The 21,533-nt window shown below is 55.4% G+C and carries 34 protein-coding genes and 1 pseudogene; 2 read left to right on the forward strand and 33 right to left on the reverse strand.

Going from position 1 to position 21,533, the window contains the following annotated elements; genetic code table 11:
* Window positions 1-167: 167 nt before the first annotated feature.
* Window positions 168-395 (reverse strand): YodD family peroxide/acid resistance protein, encoded by a 228-nt coding sequence (yodD, locus tag P349_RS17950; protein WP_013097742.1) that lies wholly within the window; start codon window positions 393-395, stop codon window positions 168-170.
* 129 nt (window positions 396-524) lie between these two features.
* Between yodD and dsrB the strand changes: the two genes are divergently transcribed.
* A complete protein-coding gene (dsrB, locus tag P349_RS17945; protein ID WP_008500312.1) occupies window positions 525-713 on the forward strand; it encodes a protein DsrB in 189 nt (62 codons plus the stop codon).
* 101 nt (window positions 714-814) lie between these two features.
* On the opposite strand, the gene rcsA is transcribed toward dsrB, so the two are convergent.
* The 14 genes and pseudogenes from rcsA to fliF all read right to left on the reverse strand — a co-directional run bounded on the left by rcsA (window position 815) and on the right by fliF (window position 12,349).
* Complete coding sequence (gene rcsA / locus P349_RS17940) at window positions 815-1,438, reverse strand: transcriptional regulator RcsA (RefSeq protein WP_008500313.1); 624 nt, start codon at window positions 1,436-1,438, stop codon at window positions 815-817.
* A 287-nt stretch (window positions 1,439-1,725) separates the two neighbouring features.
* A pseudogene (fliR, locus tag P349_RS17935) lies at window positions 1,726-2,518 on the reverse strand (flagellar biosynthetic protein FliR); the annotation flags it as partial.
* Window positions 2,519-2,525: 7 nt separating this feature from the next.
* A complete protein-coding gene (gene fliQ / locus P349_RS17930) occupies window positions 2,526-2,795 on the reverse strand; it encodes a flagellar biosynthesis protein FliQ (RefSeq protein ID WP_008500315.1) in 270 nt (89 codons plus the stop codon).
* Window positions 2,796-2,804: 9 nt separating this feature from the next.
* Window positions 2,805-3,542 (reverse strand): flagellar type III secretion system pore protein FliP, encoded by a 738-nt coding sequence (gene fliP, locus P349_RS17925; RefSeq protein WP_024909733.1) that lies wholly within the window; start codon window positions 3,540-3,542, stop codon window positions 2,805-2,807.
* Window positions 3,542-3,916 carry a flagellar biosynthetic protein FliO gene (fliO, locus tag P349_RS17920; protein WP_028016024.1) on the reverse strand — a complete coding sequence of 125 codons (375 nt, stop codon included), beginning with the start codon at window positions 3,914-3,916 and terminating at the stop codon, window positions 3,542-3,544. The genes fliP and fliO overlap by 1 nt, the downstream gene beginning before the upstream one ends.
* A 2-nt stretch (window positions 3,917-3,918) precedes the next feature.
* A complete protein-coding gene (gene fliN, locus P349_RS17915) occupies window positions 3,919-4,332 on the reverse strand; it encodes a flagellar motor switch protein FliN (protein ID WP_008500318.1) in 414 nt (137 codons plus the stop codon).
* Window positions 4,329-5,333, reverse strand: coding sequence for a flagellar motor switch protein FliM (fliM, locus tag P349_RS17910; protein ID WP_023336184.1), 1,005 nt, complete (start codon window positions 5,331-5,333; stop codon window positions 4,329-4,331). Before fliM ends, fliN begins: the two co-directional genes overlap by 4 nt.
* 4 nt (window positions 5,334-5,337) lie before the next feature.
* Entirely contained in the window at window positions 5,338-5,808 is a 471-nt protein-coding gene (gene fliL, locus P349_RS17905; protein WP_024909761.1) for a flagellar basal body-associated protein FliL, read from the reverse strand.
* Between the two features lie 106 nt (window positions 5,809-5,914).
* Complete coding sequence (gene fliK / locus P349_RS17900) at window positions 5,915-7,147, reverse strand: flagellar hook length control protein FliK (protein ID WP_032646383.1); 1,233 nt, start codon at window positions 7,145-7,147, stop codon at window positions 5,915-5,917.
* A complete protein-coding gene (gene fliJ / locus P349_RS17895; protein WP_023312304.1) occupies window positions 7,144-7,587 on the reverse strand; it encodes a flagellar export protein FliJ in 444 nt (147 codons plus the stop codon). The genes fliK and fliJ overlap by 4 nt, the downstream gene beginning before the upstream one ends.
* A gap of 21 nt (window positions 7,588-7,608) precedes the next feature.
* Window positions 7,609-8,979 carry a flagellar protein export ATPase FliI gene (gene fliI, locus P349_RS17890; protein WP_008500325.1) on the reverse strand — a complete coding sequence of 457 codons (1,371 nt, stop codon included), beginning with the start codon at window positions 8,977-8,979 and terminating at the stop codon, window positions 7,609-7,611.
* Window positions 8,979-9,686, reverse strand: coding sequence for a flagellar assembly protein FliH (gene fliH, locus P349_RS17885; RefSeq protein ID WP_032646381.1), 708 nt, complete (start codon window positions 9,684-9,686; stop codon window positions 8,979-8,981). The genes fliI and fliH overlap by 1 nt, the downstream gene beginning before the upstream one ends.
* Window positions 9,679-10,677, reverse strand: a complete 999-nt coding sequence (gene fliG, locus P349_RS17880; RefSeq protein WP_023312301.1) for a flagellar motor switch protein FliG — start codon at window positions 10,675-10,677, stop codon at window positions 9,679-9,681. The genes fliH and fliG overlap by 8 nt, the downstream gene beginning before the upstream one ends.
* On the reverse strand, window positions 10,670-12,349 hold the full coding sequence (gene fliF, locus P349_RS17875; RefSeq protein ID WP_024909764.1) for a flagellar basal-body MS-ring/collar protein FliF: 1,680 nt from the start codon (window positions 12,347-12,349) through the stop codon (window positions 10,670-10,672). Before fliF ends, fliG begins: the two co-directional genes overlap by 8 nt.
* Window positions 12,350-12,577: 228 nt before the next feature.
* On the opposite strand from fliF, the gene fliE reads away from it, so the two are divergent.
* A complete protein-coding gene (gene fliE / locus P349_RS17870; RefSeq protein WP_008500329.1) occupies window positions 12,578-12,892 on the forward strand; it encodes a flagellar hook-basal body complex protein FliE in 315 nt (104 codons plus the stop codon).
* A 26-nt stretch (window positions 12,893-12,918) separates the two neighbouring features.
* On the opposite strand, the gene P349_RS17865 is transcribed toward fliE, so the two are convergent.
* The 18 genes from P349_RS17865 to P349_RS17795 all read right to left on the reverse strand — a co-directional run bounded on the left by P349_RS17865 (window position 12,919) and on the right by P349_RS17795 (window position 21,488).
* On the reverse strand, window positions 12,919-14,214 hold the full coding sequence (locus tag P349_RS17865) for a tyrosine-type recombinase/integrase (protein ID WP_032646380.1): 1,296 nt from the start codon (window positions 14,212-14,214) through the stop codon (window positions 12,919-12,921).
* A gap of 45 nt (window positions 14,215-14,259) precedes the next feature.
* Window positions 14,260-14,505 carry an excisionase family protein gene (gene xisR, locus P349_RS17860; protein ID WP_025913358.1) on the reverse strand — a complete coding sequence of 82 codons (246 nt, stop codon included), beginning with the start codon at window positions 14,503-14,505 and terminating at the stop codon, window positions 14,260-14,262.
* An 8-nt stretch (window positions 14,506-14,513) separates the two neighbouring features.
* Window positions 14,514-14,714 carry a hypothetical protein gene (locus tag P349_RS17855; protein ID WP_032646379.1) on the reverse strand — a complete coding sequence of 67 codons (201 nt, stop codon included), beginning with the start codon at window positions 14,712-14,714 and terminating at the stop codon, window positions 14,514-14,516.
* A gap of 160 nt (window positions 14,715-14,874) precedes the next feature.
* On the reverse strand, window positions 14,875-15,072 hold the full coding sequence (locus P349_RS17850; RefSeq protein WP_032104950.1) for a DUF7736 domain-containing protein: 198 nt from the start codon (window positions 15,070-15,072) through the stop codon (window positions 14,875-14,877).
* A gap of 84 nt (window positions 15,073-15,156) precedes the next feature.
* Window positions 15,157-15,321, reverse strand: a complete 165-nt coding sequence (locus P349_RS26590) for a hypothetical protein (protein WP_193745653.1) — start codon at window positions 15,319-15,321, stop codon at window positions 15,157-15,159.
* A 40-nt stretch (window positions 15,322-15,361) separates the two neighbouring features.
* The gene (locus P349_RS17845) at window positions 15,362-15,703 is read right to left on the reverse strand and encodes a DUF7694 domain-containing protein (protein ID WP_032646377.1); all 342 of its coding nucleotides are present in this window, start codon (window positions 15,701-15,703) and stop codon (window positions 15,362-15,364) included.
* A gap of 2 nt (window positions 15,704-15,705) precedes the next feature.
* Window positions 15,706-15,924 (reverse strand): TraR/DksA family transcriptional regulator, encoded by a 219-nt coding sequence (locus P349_RS17840; RefSeq protein WP_032646375.1) that lies wholly within the window; start codon window positions 15,922-15,924, stop codon window positions 15,706-15,708.
* A 91-nt stretch (window positions 15,925-16,015) separates the two neighbouring features.
* Window positions 16,016-16,357, reverse strand: a complete 342-nt coding sequence (locus P349_RS17835; protein WP_032646374.1) for a DUF551 domain-containing protein — start codon at window positions 16,355-16,357, stop codon at window positions 16,016-16,018.
* Window positions 16,354-16,572, reverse strand: coding sequence for a hypothetical protein (locus P349_RS17830; RefSeq protein ID WP_023313983.1), 219 nt, complete (start codon window positions 16,570-16,572; stop codon window positions 16,354-16,356). The genes P349_RS17835 and P349_RS17830 overlap by 4 nt, the downstream gene beginning before the upstream one ends.
* Entirely contained in the window at window positions 16,569-17,339 is a 771-nt protein-coding gene (locus P349_RS17825; protein ID WP_032646373.1) for a hypothetical protein, read from the reverse strand. The genes P349_RS17830 and P349_RS17825 overlap by 4 nt, the downstream gene beginning before the upstream one ends.
* On the reverse strand, window positions 17,336-17,995 hold the full coding sequence (locus tag P349_RS17820; RefSeq protein WP_032646372.1) for an MT-A70 family methyltransferase: 660 nt from the start codon (window positions 17,993-17,995) through the stop codon (window positions 17,336-17,338). The genes P349_RS17825 and P349_RS17820 overlap by 4 nt, the downstream gene beginning before the upstream one ends.
* A 4-nt stretch (window positions 17,996-17,999) precedes the next feature.
* Window positions 18,000-18,752, reverse strand: a complete 753-nt coding sequence (locus P349_RS17815; protein ID WP_032646371.1) for a hypothetical protein — start codon at window positions 18,750-18,752, stop codon at window positions 18,000-18,002.
* A complete protein-coding gene (locus tag P349_RS25205) occupies window positions 18,749-18,901 on the reverse strand; it encodes a DUF1317 family protein (RefSeq protein ID WP_006809793.1) in 153 nt (50 codons plus the stop codon). The genes P349_RS17815 and P349_RS25205 overlap by 4 nt, the downstream gene beginning before the upstream one ends.
* A gap of 11 nt (window positions 18,902-18,912) precedes the next feature.
* The gene (locus P349_RS17810; RefSeq protein ID WP_032646370.1) at window positions 18,913-19,623 is read right to left on the reverse strand and encodes a hypothetical protein; all 711 of its coding nucleotides are present in this window, start codon (window positions 19,621-19,623) and stop codon (window positions 18,913-18,915) included.
* Between the two features lie 11 nt (window positions 19,624-19,634).
* Entirely contained in the window at window positions 19,635-20,300 is a 666-nt protein-coding gene (locus tag P349_RS17805) for a hypothetical protein (RefSeq protein WP_032646369.1), read from the reverse strand.
* 3 nt (window positions 20,301-20,303) lie between these two features.
* Window positions 20,304-20,960: an exodeoxyribonuclease X gene (gene exoX / locus P349_RS17800; RefSeq protein ID WP_032646367.1), complete on the reverse strand. Its 657-nt coding sequence runs from the start codon at window positions 20,958-20,960 to the stop codon at window positions 20,304-20,306.
* On the reverse strand, window positions 20,944-21,099 hold the full coding sequence (locus tag P349_RS26595) for a hypothetical protein (RefSeq protein ID WP_162876078.1): 156 nt from the start codon (window positions 21,097-21,099) through the stop codon (window positions 20,944-20,946). The genes exoX and P349_RS26595 overlap by 17 nt, the downstream gene beginning before the upstream one ends.
* A complete protein-coding gene (locus P349_RS17795; RefSeq protein WP_032646366.1) occupies window positions 21,093-21,488 on the reverse strand; it encodes a hypothetical protein in 396 nt (131 codons plus the stop codon). The genes P349_RS26595 and P349_RS17795 overlap by 7 nt, the downstream gene beginning before the upstream one ends.
* Window positions 21,489-21,533: the final 45 nt, after the last annotated feature.

Genomic DNA, 21,533 nt, shown 5'->3' on the forward strand with positions numbered 1-21,533 from the left:
TATGTTAAAAATATTATATTCATCCTAAGAATATATGCTTGTCAGACAAATTCGTTGGGGATAGTGTGGCGTGTACATCAGATTTCCTGGTGTAACGAATTTTCAAGTGCTTCTTGCATAAGCAAGTTTTGATCCCGGTCATCCCCATGACCGGGATTTTTTTCGCCCTACCGATTGGCTTCAGACACGCTAAAGTCGTGAATATCAAGCTCGAAGGCCTCGGCCAGCTCACGATAGGTGTGATAATCCCTTCCGTTAACAATGACGCGGTCCGAATTGTCGTCCGTCCTGCGGACTTCTGACTCACTGATCTCATTGATGGCGGCCAGCAGGGCATCGACATCCACCTCGACTTCGCGCTTGATGGTGTCGCTGTACTCTTTATCGGTCTTCATTGCGGGGTTCCTCATTCAGCCGGGTCCATCGCTAAGTATAGACTGTAGATAAAAACGCCATTCACGCCGGGCGGCGATGTGTGTTTTTGCGTTTTGTTCTACACTGGCTCAAAACCAGAGGAGGAATGTATGAAGGTCAACGATCGGGTAACGGTTAAAACGGACGGTGGGCCACGCCGCCCTGGCGTGGTGCTGGCAATTGAAGAGTTTAGCGAAGGTACAATGTACCTGGTATCACTGGAAGACTACCCGCTCGGCATCTGGTTTTTTAACGAACTGGGGCATCCGGACGGCATTTTTGTTGAGAAGGCAGACTAGTACGGCGTCGGGTAGCACATTGCGTGCCCGACAACCTCATAGAAGCAAAAATCTCTGGCCAGGCCAGAGATCAAAGGTAGGGTGCACAGGGTCTTAAGCGACTAACGCATGTTGACGAAAATCCCGTTCGTCACATTATCGGTCAGGCGTACCACGTGGTAGATCACTTGCTTATTATGCGTTTTAATTTTCCGTTTAATATTTCCTTTGTGTGACGAAACGGTTTTCGCTTTAATATTCATCTGGTCCGAGATCTGAATAGTTCCTTGTCCCGCCATCCACATTCGCAGCATACTTGATTCAGTCCTGCTTAATGATAGGGTGGGTAAGTTAACCGCTCCTACATTCTTAACTTCTTTATTCAAATAATCACCCAGAATGTCATCCAGCGACTCGGGTTTAATCGATTTAGAACTGATCAATAAATTTTTACGGACCAACAAATACTCATCGAAATGGATATTCGCGATCGCCATAAAAACAATAAACAGGGTTTTAGGATGCTGATTAATGATTTGCTTAATGTGCTGACTGTTGGCTGGATCGTGAATGAAACAGTCCTCATTAATAAACACCACGCCTGGTTTTAGTTCGTCACAAGCGGCTGCGAGTTCGTCAACGGTGTGTGCATCGTTGATGTCTCTCTTTCTTACCCCTCTGCTTGCCAGGTACCCGGTTAACCCTAGCCGGGTGTAGCTGCATAAATCCATAATGATCGTTGACATGGCATACCCTCACTCAATGCGTAACGATAATTCACCATCTGCCTGAGAGCTCAAAACAGCCATACGGGATGGAAAAAAATAATAAACCTGTGAGCATGACAAAGACTTTCAGGCGGACTCACTATCCCGTAAAGTTACGTATAATTTGCCAGGAATCTTCTTAAAGTAAAGTAAATATTAAGTATTGTGAGATGGTTAGAAACAATTAAACCGCGTCAGATATATCCTGGAAGATGTTTTTCGCGTTTTATTTTAGGAATATCCTCAGAAAGACAGTAGCAACAGTGCGGGCTATTATTTACGAGGCAGTTCGCTGACAATATCCGCTAACAGGTTGAATATCTCGCCGAATAAATGTTCACAGAAGGGAGCGATAAGTGGCATCAGTAATGACATTAATAAAATTCCAACCGTCAGCGTCAGCGGAAAACCAATGACAAACACCGAAAGCTGCGGCGCCATTCGGTTCAGTAAACCTAATGCCAGGTTGACGGTCAGCAGCAGGGTGATGATCGGCAGCGCCAGCATCAGCCCGTTCAGGAAGATCAGCCCCGCCGCGCGGGTGAGCGCCAGGAAAGCGTTGCTGTTCACCGGATTTTCGCCAATCGGCAGCGTATGGAACGTATCCACCAGCATGGAGATAAGCCACAGATGGCCGTTGAACGACAGGAACAGCAGCATGGCGAGCAGATCGATAATGCGCGCCAGCACGGGCATGTTGAGATGACTACCGGGATCAACAAACGTGGCGAACGATAACCCCATCTGCAGGCCGATCAGTTCCCCTGCGGTACGCACCGCGGCGAAGGCGAGCTGCATGGTAAAGCCGACGGCGACGCCAATCATCACCTGCTGCAGGGCGACCCACACCGCGTTCGCCGAGAAGATCGGAATATCCACAGGGGGGAGAGAGGGGGCGACGATAATGGAGATGATAATGCCCAGTCCCACCTTGACGCGCTTGGGTATCGATTTCTCGCTAAGAATGGGGGCGGTGGAGATCAGCGCCATGATGCGCAGCATCGGCCAGAAATAGACGCCGAGCCACTGAACCCACTGGTCGCTGGTGAAATGTAGCATCGTCAGGTCAGCCGATGATGTACGGCAGATTGGTAAACAGGTTGCGCATATAGTCCAGCAACAGGTTCAGCATCCACGGTCCGGCCACGATAATCGCCACGAAAACGGCGATGATTTTCGGGATGAATGACAGCGTCATTTCGTTAATCTGCGTGGCGGCCTGCAGAATACTGATAATCAGACCGGTAACCAGCGCGACAAGCAGCAGTGGAGCGGCAACGGCAATCGCGATTTTCATCGCCTCCGTGCCCATCATCATGACCGATTCGGGTGTCATTGCCGTTCCTTAACTGTAGAAACTCTGCGCCAGCGAGCTGACCAGCAGCTGCCAGCCGTCGACCAGCACAAAAAGCATGATCTTAAAGGGCAGGGCAATGGTCGCGGGCGGCACCATCATCATCCCGAGCGCCATCAGGACGCTGGCGATCACCAGGTCGATAATCAGGAACGGAATAAAGATGGTAAAGCCAATCTGGAACGCGGTTTTCAGCTCGCTGGTGACATAGGCAGGCAGAAGAATACGCATTGGCACAGATTCCGGTCCCTGCAGCTCGCCGGTGTTGGACAGGCGGGCAAAGAGGGCCAGGTCGGCTTCGCGCGTCTGGCGCAGCATAAATTCTCGCAGCGGCTGCGCGCCTTTATCCAGCGCCTCCTGCATGGAGATTTTATCTTCGCTGAACGGCTGGTAGGCGTCGGTATAAATCTTATCGATCACCGGCGACATTATGAAGAAGGTCAAAAACAGTGCCAGCCCAAGCAGAACCTGGTTTGGCGGTGCGGAAGGGGTGCCCAGCGCGTTTCGCAGCAGACCAAAGACGATGATGATGCGGGTGAAGCTGGTCATCATCAGCAGGATAGCCGGAATAAACGTCAGCGAGGTGATGAACACCAGCGTCTGGACCGGAAGGGACCAGCTTTGTCCGCCGCCCGCGAGAGGGGTGGAGACCAGACCGGGCAGCTGTGCATAAACCGCGGGAGCAAACAGGCCAACGCCCGCAAGCGTCAGGGATAACAAACGGCGCATCAGGATCTCCCGGAACGCTTAAGCAAACTCTTCATGACGGACTGAAAATCCGCAGGGGCCTCTGCGCGCTCGTCCACCACAGCAGGGGCGGGCGGCAGTTTATGTAATACGCTGATGTTTGAGGCCGTTACGCCCAGAACCAGACGCGCGTCGTCCACCTCGACGATGACCACGCGTTCGCGTGGCCCCAGCGTGGTGCTGGCGCTGACCTTCAGGCCGCGGGCACCGGCGGTTTTACCCGCAAGGCCAAAGCGCTTCGCCAGCCAGGCGGCGATAAGAATAAAGGCAATAATACCGAACAACGCCCCGCTCACCTGGAGCAGAGGCGAGCCGGGAACGGCAGAAGGTTGCGATAGTGTTGCCTGGGTTTTCATGCTTAACGGCTCAGACGACGCATACGTTCAGACGGGGTAATGATGTCGGTGATACGTACGCCGTATTTATCGGCCACCACCACCACTTCACCCTGAGCAATCAGATAGCCGTTGATCAGAATATCCAGCGGCTCACCGGCCAGACCGTCAAGGGCCACCACGGAGCCCTGCGTCAGGCGCAGTAGCTCTTTAATAGTCATGCGGGTGCGTCCCAGTTCAACGGTCAGCTTAACCGGGATATCCATAATCAGGTCGATGTCCTGCAGCGTGCCGCTGACATCACCGCCGCCGAGCTGCTGGAATACGGCATCCGCTGCGCTTTTGGCCGGGGTCGCTTTTTGCTCGTTTAACGCGTCAGCCCACAGATCGTCCAGTGCTCCGCTGTTTTCATCGGACGGATTGTTCATGTCACTCATTTGGGCTGTTCCTCATTCAGCGAATTCAAAATCGGGTTGATCAAGTGCTCAACGCGTAACGCATACTGACCGTTAATCGTGCCGTACTGGCTTGTCAGCACGGGGACACCATCCACATGGGCAATAATGCGGTCGGGTTTTTCTATCGGCAAAACATCACCGGGTTGTAATTTCAGGATCTGAGATAACCGCAGCGGGATATCGGCGAAGCTCGCCACCAGCTCAAGCTGCGAATGCTGGACCTGGCGGACCAGGTTCTCACGCCAGTTCTGGTCCTCGTTGCGGGAGTTCTCCAGCGGCGGGTTAACCAGCAGCTCGCGCAGCGGTTCGATCATGCTGAACGGCAGGCAGATGTTGAACTCGCCGGTCAGGTTACCGATCTCTACGTGGAACGGGGTGTTAACGACGATATCGTTCGGGGAGGTGGTGATATTGGTAAATTTCACCTGCATCTCAGAACGGACGTACTCCACTTCCAGCGGGTTAATCGCTTTCCACGCGTCGCTGTAGGACTCCAGCGCCAGCTTCAGCATGCGGTTAATGACGCGCTGTTCGGTGTGGGTGAATTCACGACCTTCTACTTTGGTCGGGAAACGCCCGTCGCCGCCGAACAGGTTATCCACCGCGATGAACACCAGGCTTGGGGAAAACACCACCAGACCGGTGCCACGCAGCGGCTTCAGATGAATCAGGTTAAGGTTGGTTGGCACCGGCAGGTTGCGGGCAAACTCATGATACGGCTGAATGCGGATCGCACCGACCGTGATATCCGGGCTGCGACGCAGCAGGTTAAACAGCCCCATACGGAACTGACGTGCAAAACGTTCGTTAATGATCTCCAGCGCCTGCAGACGTTCACGTACCACGCGACGCTGGGTATTCGGGTCATAGGGACGAATATCGCTATCGCCGCCAATACCCGGTTTAGGATCATCATTGTTATCGCTGTCGCCGTTGAGCAGCGCATCGATTTCTGCCTGAGAAAGAATACTGTCGCCCATGTCGTTACCGCAGAATGAATGCTGTATACAGAACGTCAGTGACTTCCTGCTTAGGTTGGCCGTTTACCAGCGGGGTCGCCAGCGTTTGTTTAATGGCGTCGACCAGCTTTTGCTTACCCACATCGGTGGCCAGCGTCGAAGCGTCCTGACGAGAGAACAGCAGCAGAAGGCGGCTGCGCACTTCCGGAAGGTAATCGTTCAGACGTGAACGAGTGGCTTCATCTTTCAGGCGCAGCGTAATGCCAACATAAAGCACACGATCCGCATCACCCAGATTGACGGTGAAGGTATCCAGCGGGAAGAAAACTGGAGCCGGCGGAGGCGGCGCTTCAGCTTTGGCTGCAGCGGTGGTAGGTTTCTGCTGCATACGCCAGTAACTATAGCCCGCGGTGGCGCAGGCGGCGAGCGTGATCAACACCAGCAGCGGGATCCAGATGGAGCGCTTACTTTTTTTGGTGATAGCGGAGTCAGTCATCTGATACGAGCTTCCTGTTTCGGTACAGCTTAATAAGGTGATTATCCCGTGTCCTGCTGTCGTCAAAGCGTGGAAAAGACGGGGATAATCACGCTACCTCTGGCGTTTAGGCGAAGATGTCTACGGCACTGTTACCGCGTGCGGCGGATTGCAGGGCAGCAGGAACAGGCAGTAGTTCATCGCTCTCTTCATTAAAACCACCGGCGTTGCCGGAACGCGAAGCCTGGTGCTGCTGCTGGGATGAGGACTGCTGCTGCCCGGCAAAGCTCTCGCTGCTGACGCTGCTCTGCGCAAGCTGAATGCCGTTCTCCGCCAGTGAGGTCCGCAGTACCGGCAGCGCGGCTTCCAGCGCCGCACGAACATGGCTGTGCGCAGAGACCATCTGCAGCTGCGCCTGGTTATCATCCAGCTTAAGCGAAATTTGCACCTGACCCAGATCTTCCGGGTGCAGACGCAGCTCGGCTGTCTGCTGGCCCTGCTTAGTGAACAGGGTGATGTGCTGGCTCAGGGATTGCTGCCATTCGTGGGTGCCCAGAGGCTGGCTTAACACCGGCGCGGTGGCGACGGTGGCGGCCGTCTGACTGGTCGCATGGCTGGACATAATCGGTGCCAGGGTAGCCGTTGGGGAGGCTGAGGAGGAAGAACTGGCGAGCTCCTGCTTCTCTGCCGCCGCGGCCAGGGCTGGGGTTGTCGGCGCGTTGCCCGACAGGGCAGGTTCGTTATTTTTCACCTGGCTCTGATAAGGCGTAGAATTCTGCGCTTTATCATGGCTTCCCGCAGGCGCGTTCAGGGACGGTTGGTCCGCACCATTGTGCGAAAGCGTCGCGGAATTCAGCGTTGCGGTGGCCGAAACGCCGTCACTGCCCGCCACGCGAGAGGCGGTAGTTTGCTGGTGCGGCAGCATCGCCATCAGGGCGCTCAATCCGGCCAGTTCTTCTTCGCTCAGCTCGCTTTTGCCGTCATCTTTGCTGTTCGCCGCATTGAGCGTCTTCAGTGCGTCACCTTTAGACAGCGGTACCAGCCCGGAAACCAGCGTATCAAGCGAGGTGATAGGCGACGTTTCATTGCCATTCATGGCGGTTTGGCGCGAGAGCAGGTCGGCGATTTTGGCCTGCAGGGTGGTATCCCCTTTGGCGTCCTGAGCCACTTTCGACAGCTTACTGCCGGCGGCTTTCAGGTCAGCCAGGGTCAGCGGCGCATCTTTGCCCTTGCCCGTTGCGTCCGACAGGGCGCCCGCCAGCAGAGAGAGAAAGTCCTGTGCACCGTCGGTGCCTTTCCCTGTTTGCGTGCCGCCTGACAGGTCGCTGTCGCTCATCAGCAGTTGTTGCAGTGTGATCATTCCGGTTTCCTCATTGATGCGCGCTGGGCAAACTCATCCATTTTCTTCTGATCCAGACGGTTTTCCGCCAGGGTCGTTGCCGCGATCTGTCGGTCCTGTAAAGTCTGCCAGGCCTGCAGCCGCTGCTTCTTCTCACGCCAGAAATTCAGCGCGGTATCGACTTTCTGGGTCCACTGGTTAAGCTGCTGGCGATGCTGATCTATCGCCTTCTCCAGCGTCTGGATAAACTGCTGATAGTTAATCCAGCGCTGGCTTCCAATGCCCTGTGTCATATCGGTATTGAGGTTGGTGCGATATTCATGCTGATAGTCGATCAACATCTTCAACTGTTCTTCAGCCTGTTGGCACCCGCGTCGCATTGCGCCAAGCTGCAATGCGGCATCATCAACTTCTTTTTCAGCCAGATCTTTCAGCGTTGATAACGCGCTGTTTTGCGCCATGACCTTCGCCCTCCACCTGTGTTACACCTGCGGGAAAATCAGCTCCAGTGCCTGAATTGAATCTTCCCAGTCGGCGCGTTCAAAAATGCCTTGTTGCAAAAATGCCTCCAGCTGCGGCCACAGGGTAATCGCTTTGTCGAGCATCGGGTCGCTGCCTTTGGCATACGCCCCCACGCTGACCAGATCGCGGTTGCGCTGGAAGCTGGAGAGGAGTTGTTTAAAGTTACGCACGCGGGCGTAGTGCTTCTCGGTTATCAGCGCCGTCATTGCGCGGCTGATAGAGGCTTCAATATCAATGGCCGGATAGTGTCCGGCTTCGGCGAGACGACGCGACAGCACAATATGACCGTCAAGGATCGCGCGCGCGGAGTCGGCAATCGGATCCTGCTGGTCATCGCCTTCGGTCAGCACCGTATAGAACGCGGTGATGGATCCGCCGCCGCTGATGCCGTTCCCCGCACGTTCCACCAGGGCAGGGAGTTTGGCGAAGACCGAAGGCGGGTAGCCTTTGGTCGCCGGTGGCTCACCGATGGCCAGCGCGATTTCACGCTGCGCCATCGCGTAGCGGGTCAGGGAATCCATGATCAGCAGCACGTGCTTGCCACGGTCACGGAAATCTTCGGCAATACGGGTGGCATACGCGGCACCCTGCATACGCAGCAGCGGCGACACGTCCGCCGGCGCGGCGATGACCACCGAGCGGGCGCGGCCTTCCGCTCCCAGAATGTTTTCAATAAAGTCTTTTACTTCACGACCACGTTCGCCAATCAGACCTACAACGATTACATCAGCCTGCGTGTAGCGCGCCATCATACCGAGCAGGACGGATTTACCCACGCCTGACCCGGCGAACAGGCCCATACGTTGCCCGCGTCCCACGGTCAGCAGGGCGTTAATCGGGCGCACGCCGGTGTCGAGCACATGCTCGATAGGGGTTCGCTGCAGAGGGTTAAACGGTTGGGTGATCAGCGCGCCGGTTTCGGTGGTGTCCGGGGAGGGCAGTCCGTCGAGCGGCTTCCCGCTGCCGTCCAGCACGCGGCCCAGCAGGGCAGGGCCAAGCGGCAGCTGCTTCCCGCTTTGCAGCCCGTCGCCAGACGTGTTTTTGGCATACACGCGCGCGCCGGGCAGAATGCCTTCCACCTCTTCAAGCGGCATCAGGAACAGGCGCTGGCCGTTGAACCCGACCACTTCGCTTTCCACTTCACGCGTTTCCAGACCGTCCTGACGCTCGATCACGCAGGTCGCGCCCAGCGGCAGCTGCAGGCCGGTGGCCTCCAGTACCAGACCGGTGGCGCGCGTCAGTCGCCCATAACGACGAACAGATGGCAGTTGCGCCATCTTAGTCTCAAAGTTGTCGAGCGTGGTGAGCCAGCGGGTGAGGCGCGCAGTCATCAGACGACTCCCGGTGCCGCCAGGCGGCACAGTTCCTGCCAGCGGGTGGCGACGCTGGCATCCAGGTCACCTTCGTCGGCAGAGACTTTGCAGCCGCCGTGATGTAACGACGGGTCACCGCGCAGGCGCCAGCCGTGCAGGTTTAGCGTCGCCCCCAGGCTCTCTTCCACGCGTTGCAGGTCGTCCGGATGGACGCGCAGCTGAGGCTTCCCACTGAACAGCGGCTCCTGCTGCAGCAGGCCCTGAATTTGTTTGATAAGCGCCGTGTTATCCACTACGGGCGTCTGGCCGATCACCTGACGCGCGGCTTCCAGCGCCATCTGCATCAGTCGCGAGGCAATCACGCTGTCCAGCGCGTCCAGCGTGTGCTGAAACTCGCTGACCAGCTGCTGCATGCGGGCATGGATCGGCGCCTGCTGCTGGCGCGCCTGATCGATACCGTGCTCTAACCCTTTCGACAGACCTTCCTGGTACCCCAGCTCGTGGCCTTTCTGCCGGCCTTCGTTCAGACCGGCATTGTAGCCCTGCTCGTGCGCCTGCATTTGCAGCTGAGCCAGCATTTGAGCTTGCTGCTCTTCTTCGCTCAGCTCGGGCTGCTCGACGTCCGGGGCAAGCTCCTCGGTCGGGAGCGCGGCTGGCGTGAACTCGGAGAGGGGAGGAGCCAGATCGTCCGGCGTCCAGCGCTTCCACGGCAGCTCATTAGACATAGGTGTCGTCTCCGCTGCCAATCACCATCTCGCCGGTTTCCGCCAGACGACGAACAATAAGCAGAATGGCTTTCTGTTCGTTTTCCACCTGAGACAGACGAACCGGGCCGCGGTTGGCAAGGTCGTCGCGCAGGATATCGGCCGCACGCTGAGACATGTTGCGCAGGAATTTCTCGCGCAGCGGCTGCTCGGCACCTTTGAGGGCAATAAGCAGCGACTCGGAATCCACTTCCTGGAGCAGGCGCTGGATGCTGCGGTCGTCCACTTCCACGAGGTTCTCGAACAGGAACATCTCGTCGATGATTTTCTGTGCCAGCTCGCCGTCGAATTCGCGAACCGCCGTAATGACCGCCTCTTCCTGCTGCGTTTTCATCAGGTTGATGATTTCCGCCGCCGTTCTTACGCCGCCCATTTTGCTGCGCTTGAGGTTCTGGCCGTCGAGCAGGTTGTTCAGCACCTCGGTCAGCTCCGCCAGCGCGGCAGGCTGGACGCCGCCGAAGGTGGCGATACGCAGCATCACGTCGTGACGCAGGCGCTCTTCGAACAGCGCCAGAATATCGGCCGCCTGACCACGTTTAAGGTGGACGAGGATGGTGGCGATAATCTGCGGGTGCTCGTCGCGAATAAGGTCGGCAGCACTCTGTGGTTCCATAAAGTTGAGCGTTTCGATACCGCTGGCGGTATCGCGGGTTTCCAGAATGTCTTCCAGCAGGCTGGAGGCACGCTCTTCGCCCAGCGCCTTGACCAGCACGGAACGGAGGTAGTCGTTGGCGTTGATGTTCAGCGCGGCAAACTGTTCGGCTTCCTGTTCAAACTCTGCCAGCACTTCAGTCAGCTGCTTGTTGGAGATCTGACGCACGTTGGCCATGGCCGCACTGAGAATTTGCACTTCTCGCTGGGAGAGGTGTTTAAACACCTCTGCCGCGCGATCTTCGCCAATGGTCATCAGCAGGATGACGCTTTTATCGGTGCCCGTAAGCGTATTACTCATGTTCGTTACCCATCCACTGGCGAATGACCAGCGCCACGACGCGCGGATCGTTATCTGACATTTCGCGAATGCGCTGGCTCATGACCTCAGCGCCCATGCGCTGGTTAGCACGACGCTGCTGCATCTGTTCATCTTTGCTGAGACGCACTTCAACCGCTTCTTCCGTTTCCTGACGCGCATTCATCTGCTCGCGAGCCGCTTTTTCGGCTTCAGCGCGGCGCTGGAGCTGCGGACGAACGCCCTTACGCCACAGCAGCCACGCGACAATCAGCACCAGCAGCCAGCGGCCTGCGGACATCAGCTGGTCGATAAACGCCTGCTGTTGCCAGAACGGCAGTTCACCGCCGGTCTCTTCAACCGAGTTGAACGGTGAGTTCACCACGTTGAGGGTATCGCCGCGCTTCTCGGAGTAACCCATCGCTTCACGGGTCAGGTTTTCAATCTGCTTCATCTGCTCGGCGGTCAGCGGCAACGGTTTGCCATCCGCCAGCGTTTTGTAGTTCACCACTACCGCAACGGAAAGACGCTGAATATCGCCCACGTTCAGTTTAGTGTGGCGAATCGTCCGGTCCACTTCATAGTTCGTGGTTTCGTTACGACTGCTGGTACGCGGACCGGCGTTACTGGCCGTTGAGGTGGTCTGCTGATTATTTTGCTGACCGTTCTGCTGATTGGCCGGAGGCGTAGAGATAGGCGCCGCGTTAGCCGGGGCCGGCTGGTTAGACAACGCACCCGGCACGCCGCCTGGGTATGCACCGCCGACCTGTTCGTTCGAATTGATCTGGCGTGAACGCATTACCGCCTGAGCCGCATCGCCGTTCGGGCTGTATTGTTCTTCAGTTTGTTCTTTATTAGCGAAGTCGATCTGCGCGGTAACCTGCGCGTGCACGTTGCTGTTACCCACGACCGGGCCGAGGATCGCTTCAATACGACGCTGGAGACGGCTTTCGACATCGGCGGCATATTTCAGCTGCGCGTCATTGAGATCGCGACCGGCGGTATTGGATTGCGTCAGCAGGTGACCGCTCTGGTCAACCAGCGTTACGTTACCCGGCGGCAGACCGGCGACGGCGCTGGAGACGAGATGCGTCACCGCGCTGATTTGCCCTTCGTCCAGCGCGCGGCCAGGTTCGAGGTTCACGGTAACGGAAGCCGAAGGTGATTTCTGTTCACGGACAAATAAAGAAGGTTTAGGCATCGCCAGGTGCACGCGGGCACTCTTCACCGGGCCTAATGTTTCAATGGTGCGGGCCAGTTCACCTTCCAGCGCACGCTGGTAGTTCACCTGCTCGCTGAACTGGCTGATACCGAATTTTTCCTGATCCAGCAGCTCAAAGCCCACCGCGCCGCCCTTCGGCAGCCCCTGCTGAGCCAGACGCAGACGCAGTTCGTGCACCTTATCTGCCGGTACCTCAAGCGCACCGCCATTATCGGCAAAGCGATAAGGGATGTTCATCTGGGTAAGCTGGGTGACGATGGCGCCGCCATCCTGATCGGAAAGGTTACTGTAGAGCGTCCGGTAATCAGGGCTTTTCGCCCACAGGACCATCGCTACAAGGATCGCAATTGCGGCAGCGCCTGCCACGATCAACGGGATTTTAGGATTCGCGCGAAGGCGGTTCATCCACTCGAGTGATTTATTCTGCGGCGCTGTCGATGCTGTTGCACTCATTGCGCACCTCTTAAATCCTGGTGGTTTACGTTATTCGTGTAGAGAAACAAAACTGACTCCCGGGTCGGCAAACACGACAAAAGTTCCATATTGATGGCCCTGCCATTATTTGATGATTCGTGATTTTCTATGGGTCAAATAACCTGGTTTTTTCATGCTATTTACCGCCATTATCTTATTGACAAGCTGTTAGTCTTGACCGCGTAAAAAACCATCCAGGGGAAAGTCATGGCTATACAGGGCATTGAAGGGGTAATCAGTCAGTTGCAGGCAACGGCGATGACGGCCCGTAATCAGAATGTGGCAGATCAGCAGCCGAGCATCAGCTTCGCAGGGCAACTGCATGCCGCTCTTGACCGTATCAGTGATACCCAGACCGCAGCGCGCACTCAGGCAGAAAAGTTCACCCTCGGTGAGCCGGGCGTGGCGCTGAATGATGTGATGACCGATTTGCAAAAAGCCTCGGTTTCTCTGCAGATGGGGATCCAGGTGCGTAACAAGCTGGTGTCGGCCTATCAGGAAGTGATGGGCATGCAAGTTTAGGTTATCTAATCTAATGATATTTATAATTAATAACCATCCGATCCCACTGCGTGGGGCATGGATGGGGCAAACTCACTCAATTTCTGGTTGAGGATGAGTATCTGGTCCTGGTTATTTTCAGCCATCCAGGATCCGTATACTCGGTAAACCATTTGCGCGTCGGTGTGGCCCATTTGCTTCGCGATGAAGTTCGGGTTAGCACCGGCAGCCAACGACCAGCATGCATACGTGTGTCGGGACTGGTATGCTCTGCGATAGCGAATCCCGGCGCGTCGCATTGCCGCTTCCCACGACTGGTTAATGGACCCCACTGCGTAATGATGCCCGGCACGGCCATTGCGCAATCCTTTTTGTGGGTTAAACACGAATGTGCACGGATGCACTTCTGTGCGACCAAATTCTCGCAGTTTCACCTCTACCTGATACTGCTTACCCAGGCGGGTTAATTCGGCCTGGTTCTTCAGCACGTCTATGGCTGGCTGAATAAGGTTGATGATGCGGTTTGTCCCGGCCTCGGTTTTCGGAAGGGTAAACTCCTTCGTCAACGTGTGGTTTCGGCGGATCATCATCGTTCCTGCTTTCAGGTCGATATCTTCCCAGGCCAGCGACACCAGTTCACCGTGGCGCACGCCGGTGTATACGGCAAGCGACCACATGTTTTTCAGCTGCTGGTTGGCGCAGGCGTTAATCATCCTGACAAACTCCTCACGCGTCAGTGGGTCAGGCTCGCAACGCGAACGTTTGAGAAGGGCTATTCCGGTGAACGGGCTCACCTTCACATAACCACTTTCAGCAGCGAACTTGAACATGCCAGCCATGGTCTTCATGTAATTGTTGACCGTTCTGACTGTGCGGCCCTTAACCGGTGTTTTGTGTCCAGCTTTCAACGTCTGATACCCGGTCAGCAGTTCCTTTCTGATAAACAGCAGGTCTTCCTGCGTCACCGCAGAAACCAGCCTGTCCCCGCCGATCCTCGGCACCATATTGCGCGTTATAGACGTATAACGTGACATCGCGTTGGTGCTGATCTCCATACGCTTCAGTTCAAGCCATTTGTTCGCCAGTTCGAGCACGGTAATCTCCTTGCTCTCTACCCCAAACTTTCTCAGGTTCGGCGAGTCAGGGAACTGGGCCGCATAATTGAAGTTGCCTGTCTTTATCGCGAAGCACACCGACGCGCGTAACTCGCCAGCTACTTTTCTATTTTTTGGTGTATCTGGCACGCCGAGGTTTTCACGCACCCGGCTTCCTTTATAGATGAACCATATACGGAGTGTTCCGCCGTGGTTCTCCACGCCTGTTGGGTATGCTGACTTAGCCATTATTCCCTCCTGACGTCCAAGAGCCCGCTAAGCATAAACGGATCCTCATTGGCGCGCACCTGGCTGTTTCTTTTTGAGGCTTTCAACCCACTGGTCGATCGCTTTGTGGTTATACAAGCACTCGCTGTTTTCTTTAGGGATGCTGTCAGGCGACATGTGGACGTACTCCCTTCCACATAGCCAGCTTTTCTTGCGGGCCCGCGCTATCGTTCCCGGGCGAAGCCCTGTCATTTTCACAAGTAGGTCTTCTGTCACCCACTCGCTGGGCACGATTTGAATAATCTCGCTCATGATCGCTCCTATGACATCGTTTTATAGAACTGCGGCTGGTCTGGCGTGGCCGCGCGTAATTCGTTTTCCGCGTGCACTGAATAATTGCCGTCATCCCATCGCACCCAGGCTTTCGGGTGATCGCCTTCCGGCTCCAGTTGGCTATCCACCACGCCATGAATACCGCCGGTCTTCTTCTGGACTAATGCGCCCACATTAAAAGCAGCCATTGCACACCTTCCGGTTCGTGAAGAAATGAGATGAGAGCGCCCAGCGCCATAAGTGCGGCGATGAGCCAGGTCATGGGGTTTGATTGCATGATTAACTCCCAAAAGAAAACCCGCTCAATGGCGGGTTCTATTTAGGTGAGGCAGGGATGTGGCGAACGGTCTATTCGGGCATTAAAGCGAGGAAATCTTTTTTATAAAGTTCTTTCAATTCAGACATAACCTCGGCAGAGGCCATTTCATGGGTAAGCAAAGTTCTGCCCAGACGTTTCTCAGCATCCTGCTGAAAATCAGAAAAACTCCCGATCAATACCCCAGTGTAGCCAGTTAGGATGGTGCACTGCTGTTGTGTCAGTTTCATCTAATTCCTCCTTTATGATGTCGGTATTCTATCGCACTAAGTTTTCGTACCCAATAGCCAGCTCATAACTGGCTATCAGTTGCGTCATGGCTTCGATGCGCGGTAATCGTCTAGCGCTTTAGCAATCGTCTCAATTGGGTCATGCTCCTGGCTGATAATTTCACGGATGCTTTCCTCGCTTGGGTTTAGGCCTTCCCCATCGCCGAAGTAGAAGGCGAGTGCTTTCATAATTTCATCATATGCTGACATATTCTCTCCTCATGCCGCGCGCTGGGCGCGCAGCGTCAAATTACTTCCGCCAGGCGAAGCTAATTGGCTCCGGCGTAATCCACAGGTGACGCATGTTCGCCACGTTCACCACATCAGAATCCCGCGGGTAAATCTCCACGGCATCACGATCGCCATAGCCAACAGCTGACTTTATCTCCTGCAGCGCATCCCAACTGATGCCATCCTTCCACCGGCCAGAGCTCCCAATGCTGGTGGTATTCACCGTCAGGCGAATGACACCGTTGTCTTCCTTAAACTCCTGAACCAGAAAGTAAGCGTTAGCCCACACGTTGCTCCGCTTGGGGTCGTGGCATCGTACCGGCCATTGCGATTCCGGTACCAGCTTGAGTATTCCGATCACTTTTAAACTCCCCTCTGCTTATTCTTCAGCCCTATAACGCTCTGGCACTCCGCGCAAGTTTGGCAGCCGGGAACGGCAGCGCGCCGCGGCGCTGGGATATCCTCGCCGCATTCCGCGCAATACTCAGCTGATACAGCGTTACGGTCTATGCGGTGAACGGAAAGGGCGGCGTTACGCTGAAGCTCTTCAATCTCTGCTGCTGTGTCGATGATGTCTGCCATGGTCAATGCTCCCGGAACTGTCGGTTAATTCGGTTGAAGGTGAACGCCAGCAATAAAAAAGGAGCCTTAAGCTCCTGGGTGATTAGTGCCTTCATGCATCTGGCACCGGAGGTGTGGGTGCCCAATGAGTAATATTCATTTCCTCATCATCCAAGCTCTCAATCTGATAGCTCCATTCCCAGTCACCAGTTTCAGTCATGCAGTCTGAAAGCCAAACTGAGCGCCAACCAATGACCCAGCCTTCTCCGTTAGCGTCAAATAACAAACACTGCTGATTAGGAGCGGGCAGCCCATCATTTACGGATACAACCTCGGATTTAATCGCATCTTTCCACGCAACTGCCGCCAGCTCTCCGCCGAGAATGTTCATGCGGGAATGCACTGCTGGCTCTTTCCCGTCCTCAAAATCTACGACAAAAGTTACCTTGCTCATTGTTCTGCTCCGAAGCGGCGATTAAGCCGCCCTGTGTATACGACGAACTCCAGAAGGCTAACTCCAAGAGCTTCAATTTTCTTGTGATGCTTGTTGATGATGGGAGGCACCGTTTCGTTCCAGTTAGGCTTTGGCTTCTTGCGCATGGCCTGCTGGATTTCCTCGGTGCAGCGGCGGCAGGCGGCGCGGATGGCATTTTCATTTGCCGGCGTCATGCGGCCTCCCGTTTATCTTTGATGTGAGGTGCGTTCGAAAGAAAAACCGCTTTCGCAAAGCCCAGAGGGGTTGCGCTTCGAATGTTTGCGCGATCGTCACTGGGTGGGCATTCGTGAATACGGTTGTCCGGATACCAGTCAGTTACCAAACCTGCGAAAGATGTTCCAGAGAGGGAACCGACCGCCTTCTTCTTCGGCACCATCCGGCCGCAGGCCAGCTTCACGGCGTCGATAGCAGCTTCCACCATCGGGTGCATATTCTCTGCGGGCGCCTTGAAGCCGTTACCCATCCAGAGGCAGGTCTGCTTCGTGTAGTTGTCATTCGCGCACAGACCAGTGAACTGGTACGGATGGAACGTGTAATCGGACGAACCGAAGATGCTACTGAACACGCTCACCGGGTTTTCGAATGCCCACGGGCAGCCGGCCGCCAAGCCAGTCATCCGGCATTGCTCGGCGACCAGCGCGGCCTTGGCTTGAAAGTGAGGGTCTTTTGCTCGTTTAGCCTCGAACCACCGGGAACCAGAGACCGCAACCTCAGTGCATGGCGGAAAGCCCATGACCATGACGACGTTCTCAGAGCGGATGATTTGAGATAGCCGCGGCATTGCCTCAAGGATGGTTGACGATATGCGCTCAACAGGACCGTCGATCGAAGTCTCTGGATGCTGCGGGTCAACCAATACCGCACGGTAACCGGCTTCAACCCATGGTTCAGACATGACGCCAGTGATATCGCACAGGCAGATAATGGTACCTTTGCTCATGCGGCCTCCGTTTTCACAACATCGATGGCGCAGCCGGGCAGCAATTCAACCGCGGCAGTAGCACACTGATTTCCCCAGTGTTGCCAGCCCGGCGCTGCGCTACGGCTAAACAGCTCAATGCGCTGAACATCACCGTAAAGCAGCTCCAGCCGGTGGCGTACTTCCCAGGGCTTTTCGCTGTGCGCGCCGAGCGGGCTGTAGACCACCTGCTTAATCCCGGCGTGCTTTCGCTCCAGCCCGGCGCCACGGGTTGCAATAAGCAAGTCTTCAGTGTTGGCCCGGGTGTGGTTGCCGCCGTTCATGCGCGTCTCGGCGTTCAGCAGGTCGAGAAAAACGTAAAAGTCGGTGACTTCACCCTCGTCCAGCGCCTTGTTGATGCGCAACTCGGCGTTCTGATTCAGCTTCACCCAGGTAAAGCCCTTCATCGTGCGAACGGTAAAACCCCAGGCCTCGGCCAGTTCGATAGCCTCCTGGTTATGCGTGCCGGTGTACCACATCGCCAGCACCGCGTTTTCGGCAGCCAGTTCCCACACAGGCAGACGCTTCAGGTCGATGAGCTTCATGGTGGAGTAGTGCTCGGCGGCAGCGCCGTTGCTGATGGTGTTGCCGTAAGACCAGGGCGGATCTGCGTAGATAAGCGAGTATTTTCCTGTCATGGAATTACACCTCGAAAGCAAGTTGTGGCGTGAACCGATCGCGTTCTGCGTCGTAGTTCAGCGAACTTGCAGAATTAAAGGCTTCAATGCGCTCTACCAGCACCGCAGCGCGTGTTTCTTTGCTTGCTGGCGCGTAGGATGATTTATCCCACGCCTTGTCGATTCCGATGTTGCGCGCGACATTAGTGCTGTCGGCTGAAGATAGTGGGATGTGGCGGAAGATATCGGCATTCAGCATACGCAGGCCGTGAAGCTTCGTTATCGGATACCCGTTTTTGTCGACAATGTGCTGAATTAGATCACGAAGCTTTGCGCGGCAGGCGCGCGGTCGCTTGGCGTCGTATTCACCCATGCTACCGATGCATACGCGCGGAAATTCTCGACACAGGCGGAAGAAACGTTCATCTGGCTCGTTCATGTGCCAAACCGGCGCACCAACTACTTTTCCATGCGGCCACTCGGCTATTAACGCGTCATTCTCTTCACTGGTCCCGCCGATCACGTCAGGGATAACAGAAAAAGCAAAGCGAGGGTGGTTCATCCAGCGGCCTACAAACGTGTAGTAGTCATTCCAGTTAACTACGCGCTTTTTTGTCCAGAAACTGAATGCGCCGTTATCCAGCGCGAAAGACTGGGTGACTTCGCTGGCCAGGGCTAATTGGCCGGGGTTAGCGAAGGATATGAAAGCGTGCCTGCCTTTCCATGCCTTCAGCGCGCATGTGTCTGGCGTAATAGGGCCGCCGTGAAAATGAATCATGCCGCCTCCTGCCTTTCCCGATATTCCTCAGCCAGCCGCTGCGCCTTTAATGGGTTGCTGACCACTTCACCCCATGGCATTAGCCAGCCGTTACCAATGAAGGGAAGGCACAGAGTGCCAACCCTGATGTCGTCGTGAGCGTGAGTCATAACGAGGTGTCCTAGAATGGAATGTCGTCGTCGAACGGAGGGTTCTGGTTGTTATGCGAAACCTGACGGTTTGCCTGTTGCAGTCGGGAATCCGGTACCGAGTTTGGATCGGTCTGATTATTCCCCCATCCGCCATTGTTATTCGAAGGCGCACCCCAGCCTCCGCGTGAAGAATCGTGAGGTTTCCGGTCGTCTTTATCTTTCATGGTGCGCTCAAGCGTAGCGATCGCTTCTGCTGGCGTTTTGTCGGTGAACTCTTTATAGGTCAGGCGTGAACCAGGTTGGAAAACATGGCGCACTTCAAACTTATAGCTGTCACTCCCGTCAGTTTTGGTGGTGAGGATTTTTTGCAGGAACAAGCCGACTCGCTTACCTTCCAGTGCCGGCAGACACCATTCATGACCGCTTTGCCCCTGTCGCTGTTGCGCCTGAGCGTCTTTAACCTGCGCAGCCCACATGATGGCGGCGATCAAACCCATACCAAAAGTCTGTGTGCCATCGCGACCGAGGAAGTTGATGCGCAGGAAATTTGCTTTCTGGCCGTCAGCGTCGAGCGAAAGAACAAGTGCCTGCGACTGTGATCCATCCTTGCCGAACTCATACACAGCGGAGGTGATCACGCCTTCGTATGCGCCGGTTTCAGAAATGCCAGCGGAGGATCCTGCTTTGAGTGCTGCTTCTGCCGACTGCTGGTTCCAGGTAAAGCTGATTGGTTGGTTCATCGTTATCTCTCTTATAAGTCAGTGAATTCAGAAATTGCGTTGTCGAACGCCGCCAGGTCGTTATCCATGTCAGTCACTTCTGGACCGAAAAGGTCAGGAGGACATTTCACGGTGTCGTTGTCGTCGCCCTTCAACAGGAAAAGGTGTTGGCCGTCGCGCTTGATAATGCGCAGAACGATAGGGAAGTAGCCTTCGGGTGTGAGCTTTTCGTTAAGCATCTTGCCGACGGTCTTCATCCTGATTTTTCCTTCGCTCTCTTCGGTGTGGGCGAGGAAGTAAACGCGGAAGTCGTCAGGGAGCTGGGTTGCAGCTTCAATGATGCGCCAGGCGTGCTCCGCCATTTCAGTAAACTTGGTGTAGCCGGTCTCGTAGGCCCGATCCATGTTCTCGTGCTGCATTACGGCCTGAAAATCATCGATAATCAGAATCTTTCGCCCACTCATCGCAGCGTTACGGATCACGTCAAGAAGATGCCGGCCATTGCGGATATCAACAACGTTCCCGCGCTGGATTGAGTTATCTGGCAGGCGTTTACCGTGGAGTTTCCAGCCGGTATTGCGGAACGGAAGGGCCTTACGAATACAGCGAGCGAGAATGGCATTTTCCGGGTTAACGTTGCGGATGCTGTACGTTTTGCCATACCCGGAGTCGGCAAGGATGAGAGTCATCACCGCCATAAATCACCCCTTAAGCCAGTGTTGGATTGTGAAGAGAATGTCTTCGTCGTCGCTGTTGCTGGACAACCAGCGGAGATAGCCAGGGTCGACCTTCGCAATTTCTTCAAACGTCATGCCCTTATGCTTGCCGAACCGGATCGCCTTAATCAGTGATGGGCTGTTTGAAATGGCGCGCATTTCGCCAAACGTCCATTTCGCCAGGCGGCCCATGTACAGAAGCAATTCAGCAGTGACGTAGCAGTCATACAGCGCGCGGTGCGCATACAGACCTTCCGGAAGTTCAGGTTTCAGGCCCAGGCTGTAACGCAGGTACTGGTTACTGTGGCTTGGGTGATCCGGGAGAAGAGCGCGGGCCAGCTTAGCGGTGCAAATCCATGGTGCATCGATTTGTGGCAACTTCGATTTATCGAACTTCGCGTTGTGCGCGACGTAAGCCTGCGCGCCAAGGTAACGACCGATAATTTCGCCAATCAACGGGGCGTCAGCGACCATATCTTCAGTGATATGGTGGATAGCCATAGCCTCGAAGCTTATCGCCTCAGCGGGCTTCACAAAGTCGCTCATGGGGTTGCAGATAACGCCGTCAACGATATCCACGCTGGCTATCTCCAGCACACTGCCTTCCAGGCTGGTAGTTTCGGTATCAATAACTCGCAACATGCTTAATCTCCGTAAGGTGGTCGTTAACTGCGTCAAATTCTGCGAGCTGGTGGGCCAGTGATTCGAGGTCTGCCGGCTGGAGGTCATACAGCAGGCAGAGCATGGCAACCATCAGCAATCCGGTTTGCTGAGTTACCATCGCGTTCTCCGTGATGTCTTGGCGCGTGAAGGGTTCTGGCGGAAGAACTTCTCAGCGCAGCCTTTGTCGGTGCAGAAATGCTTTTGTGACGTCGACATGTAGGTCGATACCGTCTGAACAGTGCAATCGCTCTTATGGCGCCGCGCGCCGCAGTAAGCACACATTACAGAGCTGAGGTACTCGGTAGCTGAGTCGAGAATGATGCTTTCTGCAAAACTGCCTGGCACACCACGTGAATCGACATACTCGATCATGTTCTCGGTGCGTCCGGCGCTGTTAGTAAATGACCCTCGCCCGGTAAGCTTGATAATTTGGCCGCCGAGTTTGAGTCGGGATCCTTCTGGCAAACTTGCCAGTCGTTCAGAGGTTAATCGCTCGTAAGGTTGCATAAAGACTCCTTAAAAAGTGCGTGCGAAGGCCGCCCGCGTAATGCC

The sequence above is a fragment of the Enterobacter sp. DC4 genome (assembly GCF_000568095.1).
In the GTDB taxonomy this organism is placed as follows: Bacteria; Pseudomonadota; Gammaproteobacteria; order Enterobacterales; family Enterobacteriaceae; genus Enterobacter; species Enterobacter pseudoroggenkampii.

Excerpts from the sequence above, each read along its gene's own strand:
- yodD (WP_013097742.1), bottom strand. The coding sequence starts at position 395 with ATGAAGACCGATAAAGAGTACAGCGACACCATCAAGCGCGAAGTCGAG.
- dsrB (WP_008500312.1), top strand. The coding sequence starts at position 525 with ATGAAGGTCAACGATCGGGTAACGGTTAAAACGGACGGTGGGCCACGC.
- rcsA (WP_008500313.1), bottom strand. The coding sequence starts at position 1,438 with ATGTCAACGATCATTATGGATTTATGCAGCTACACCCGGCTAGGGTTA.
- fliQ (WP_008500315.1), bottom strand. The coding sequence starts at position 2,795 with ATGACACCCGAATCGGTCATGATGATGGGCACGGAGGCGATGAAAATC.
- fliP (WP_024909733.1), bottom strand. The coding sequence starts at position 3,542 with ATGCGCCGTTTGTTATCCCTGACGCTTGCGGGCGTTGGCCTGTTTGCT.
- fliO (WP_028016024.1), bottom strand. The coding sequence starts at position 3,916 with ATGAAAACCCAGGCAACACTATCGCAACCTTCTGCCGTTCCCGGCTCG.
- fliN (WP_008500318.1), bottom strand. The coding sequence starts at position 4,332 with ATGAGTGACATGAACAATCCGTCCGATGAAAACAGCGGAGCACTGGAC.
- fliM (WP_023336184.1), bottom strand. The coding sequence starts at position 5,333 with ATGGGCGACAGTATTCTTTCTCAGGCAGAAATCGATGCGCTGCTCAAC.
- fliL (WP_024909761.1), bottom strand. The coding sequence starts at position 5,808 with ATGACTGACTCCGCTATCACCAAAAAAAGTAAGCGCTCCATCTGGATC.
- fliK (WP_032646383.1), bottom strand. The coding sequence starts at position 7,147 with ATGATCACACTGCAACAACTGCTGATGAGCGACAGCGACCTGTCAGGC.
- fliJ (WP_023312304.1), bottom strand. The coding sequence starts at position 7,587 with ATGGCGCAAAACAGCGCGTTATCAACGCTGAAAGATCTGGCTGAAAAA.
- fliI (WP_008500325.1), bottom strand. The coding sequence starts at position 8,979 with ATGACTGCGCGCCTCACCCGCTGGCTCACCACGCTCGACAACTTTGAG.
- fliH (WP_032646381.1), bottom strand. The coding sequence starts at position 9,686 with ATGTCTAATGAGCTGCCGTGGAAGCGCTGGACGCCGGACGATCTGGCT.
- fliG (WP_023312301.1), bottom strand. The coding sequence starts at position 10,677 with ATGAGTAATACGCTTACGGGCACCGATAAAAGCGTCATCCTGCTGATG.
- fliF (WP_024909764.1), bottom strand. The coding sequence starts at position 12,349 with ATGAGTGCAACAGCATCGACAGCGCCGCAGAATAAATCACTCGAGTGG.
- fliE (WP_008500329.1), top strand. The coding sequence starts at position 12,578 with ATGGCTATACAGGGCATTGAAGGGGTAATCAGTCAGTTGCAGGCAACG.
- P349_RS17865 (WP_032646380.1), bottom strand. The coding sequence starts at position 14,214 with ATGGCTAAGTCAGCATACCCAACAGGCGTGGAGAACCACGGCGGAACA.
- xisR (WP_025913358.1), bottom strand. The coding sequence starts at position 14,505 with ATGAGCGAGATTATTCAAATCGTGCCCAGCGAGTGGGTGACAGAAGAC.
- P349_RS17855 (WP_032646379.1), bottom strand. The coding sequence starts at position 14,714 with ATGGCTGCTTTTAATGTGGGCGCATTAGTCCAGAAGAAGACCGGCGGT.
- P349_RS17850 (WP_032104950.1), bottom strand. The coding sequence starts at position 15,072 with ATGAAACTGACACAACAGCAGTGCACCATCCTAACTGGCTACACTGGG.
- P349_RS26590 (WP_193745653.1), bottom strand. The coding sequence starts at position 15,321 with ATGTCAGCATATGATGAAATTATGAAAGCACTCGCCTTCTACTTCGGC.
- P349_RS17840 (WP_032646375.1), bottom strand. The coding sequence starts at position 15,924 with ATGGCAGACATCATCGACACAGCAGCAGAGATTGAAGAGCTTCAGCGT.
- P349_RS17835 (WP_032646374.1), bottom strand. The coding sequence starts at position 16,357 with ATGAGCAAGGTAACTTTTGTCGTAGATTTTGAGGACGGGAAAGAGCCA.
- P349_RS17830 (WP_023313983.1), bottom strand. The coding sequence starts at position 16,572 with ATGACGCCGGCAAATGAAAATGCCATCCGCGCCGCCTGCCGCCGCTGC.
- P349_RS17825 (WP_032646373.1), bottom strand. The coding sequence starts at position 17,339 with ATGAGCAAAGGTACCATTATCTGCCTGTGCGATATCACTGGCGTCATG.
- P349_RS17820 (WP_032646372.1), bottom strand. The coding sequence starts at position 17,995 with ATGACAGGAAAATACTCGCTTATCTACGCAGATCCGCCCTGGTCTTAC.
- P349_RS17815 (WP_032646371.1), bottom strand. The coding sequence starts at position 18,752 with ATGATTCATTTTCACGGCGGCCCTATTACGCCAGACACATGCGCGCTG.
- P349_RS25205 (WP_006809793.1), bottom strand. The coding sequence starts at position 18,901 with ATGACTCACGCTCACGACGACATCAGGGTTGGCACTCTGTGCCTTCCC.
- P349_RS17810 (WP_032646370.1), bottom strand. The coding sequence starts at position 19,623 with ATGAACCAACCAATCAGCTTTACCTGGAACCAGCAGTCGGCAGAAGCA.
- P349_RS17805 (WP_032646369.1), bottom strand. The coding sequence starts at position 20,300 with ATGGCGGTGATGACTCTCATCCTTGCCGACTCCGGGTATGGCAAAACG.
- exoX (WP_032646367.1), bottom strand. The coding sequence starts at position 20,960 with ATGTTGCGAGTTATTGATACCGAAACTACCAGCCTGGAAGGCAGTGTG.
- P349_RS26595 (WP_162876078.1), bottom strand. The coding sequence starts at position 21,099 with ATGGTAACTCAGCAAACCGGATTGCTGATGGTTGCCATGCTCTGCCTG.
- P349_RS17795 (WP_032646366.1), bottom strand. The coding sequence starts at position 21,488 with ATGCAACCTTACGAGCGATTAACCTCTGAACGACTGGCAAGTTTGCCA.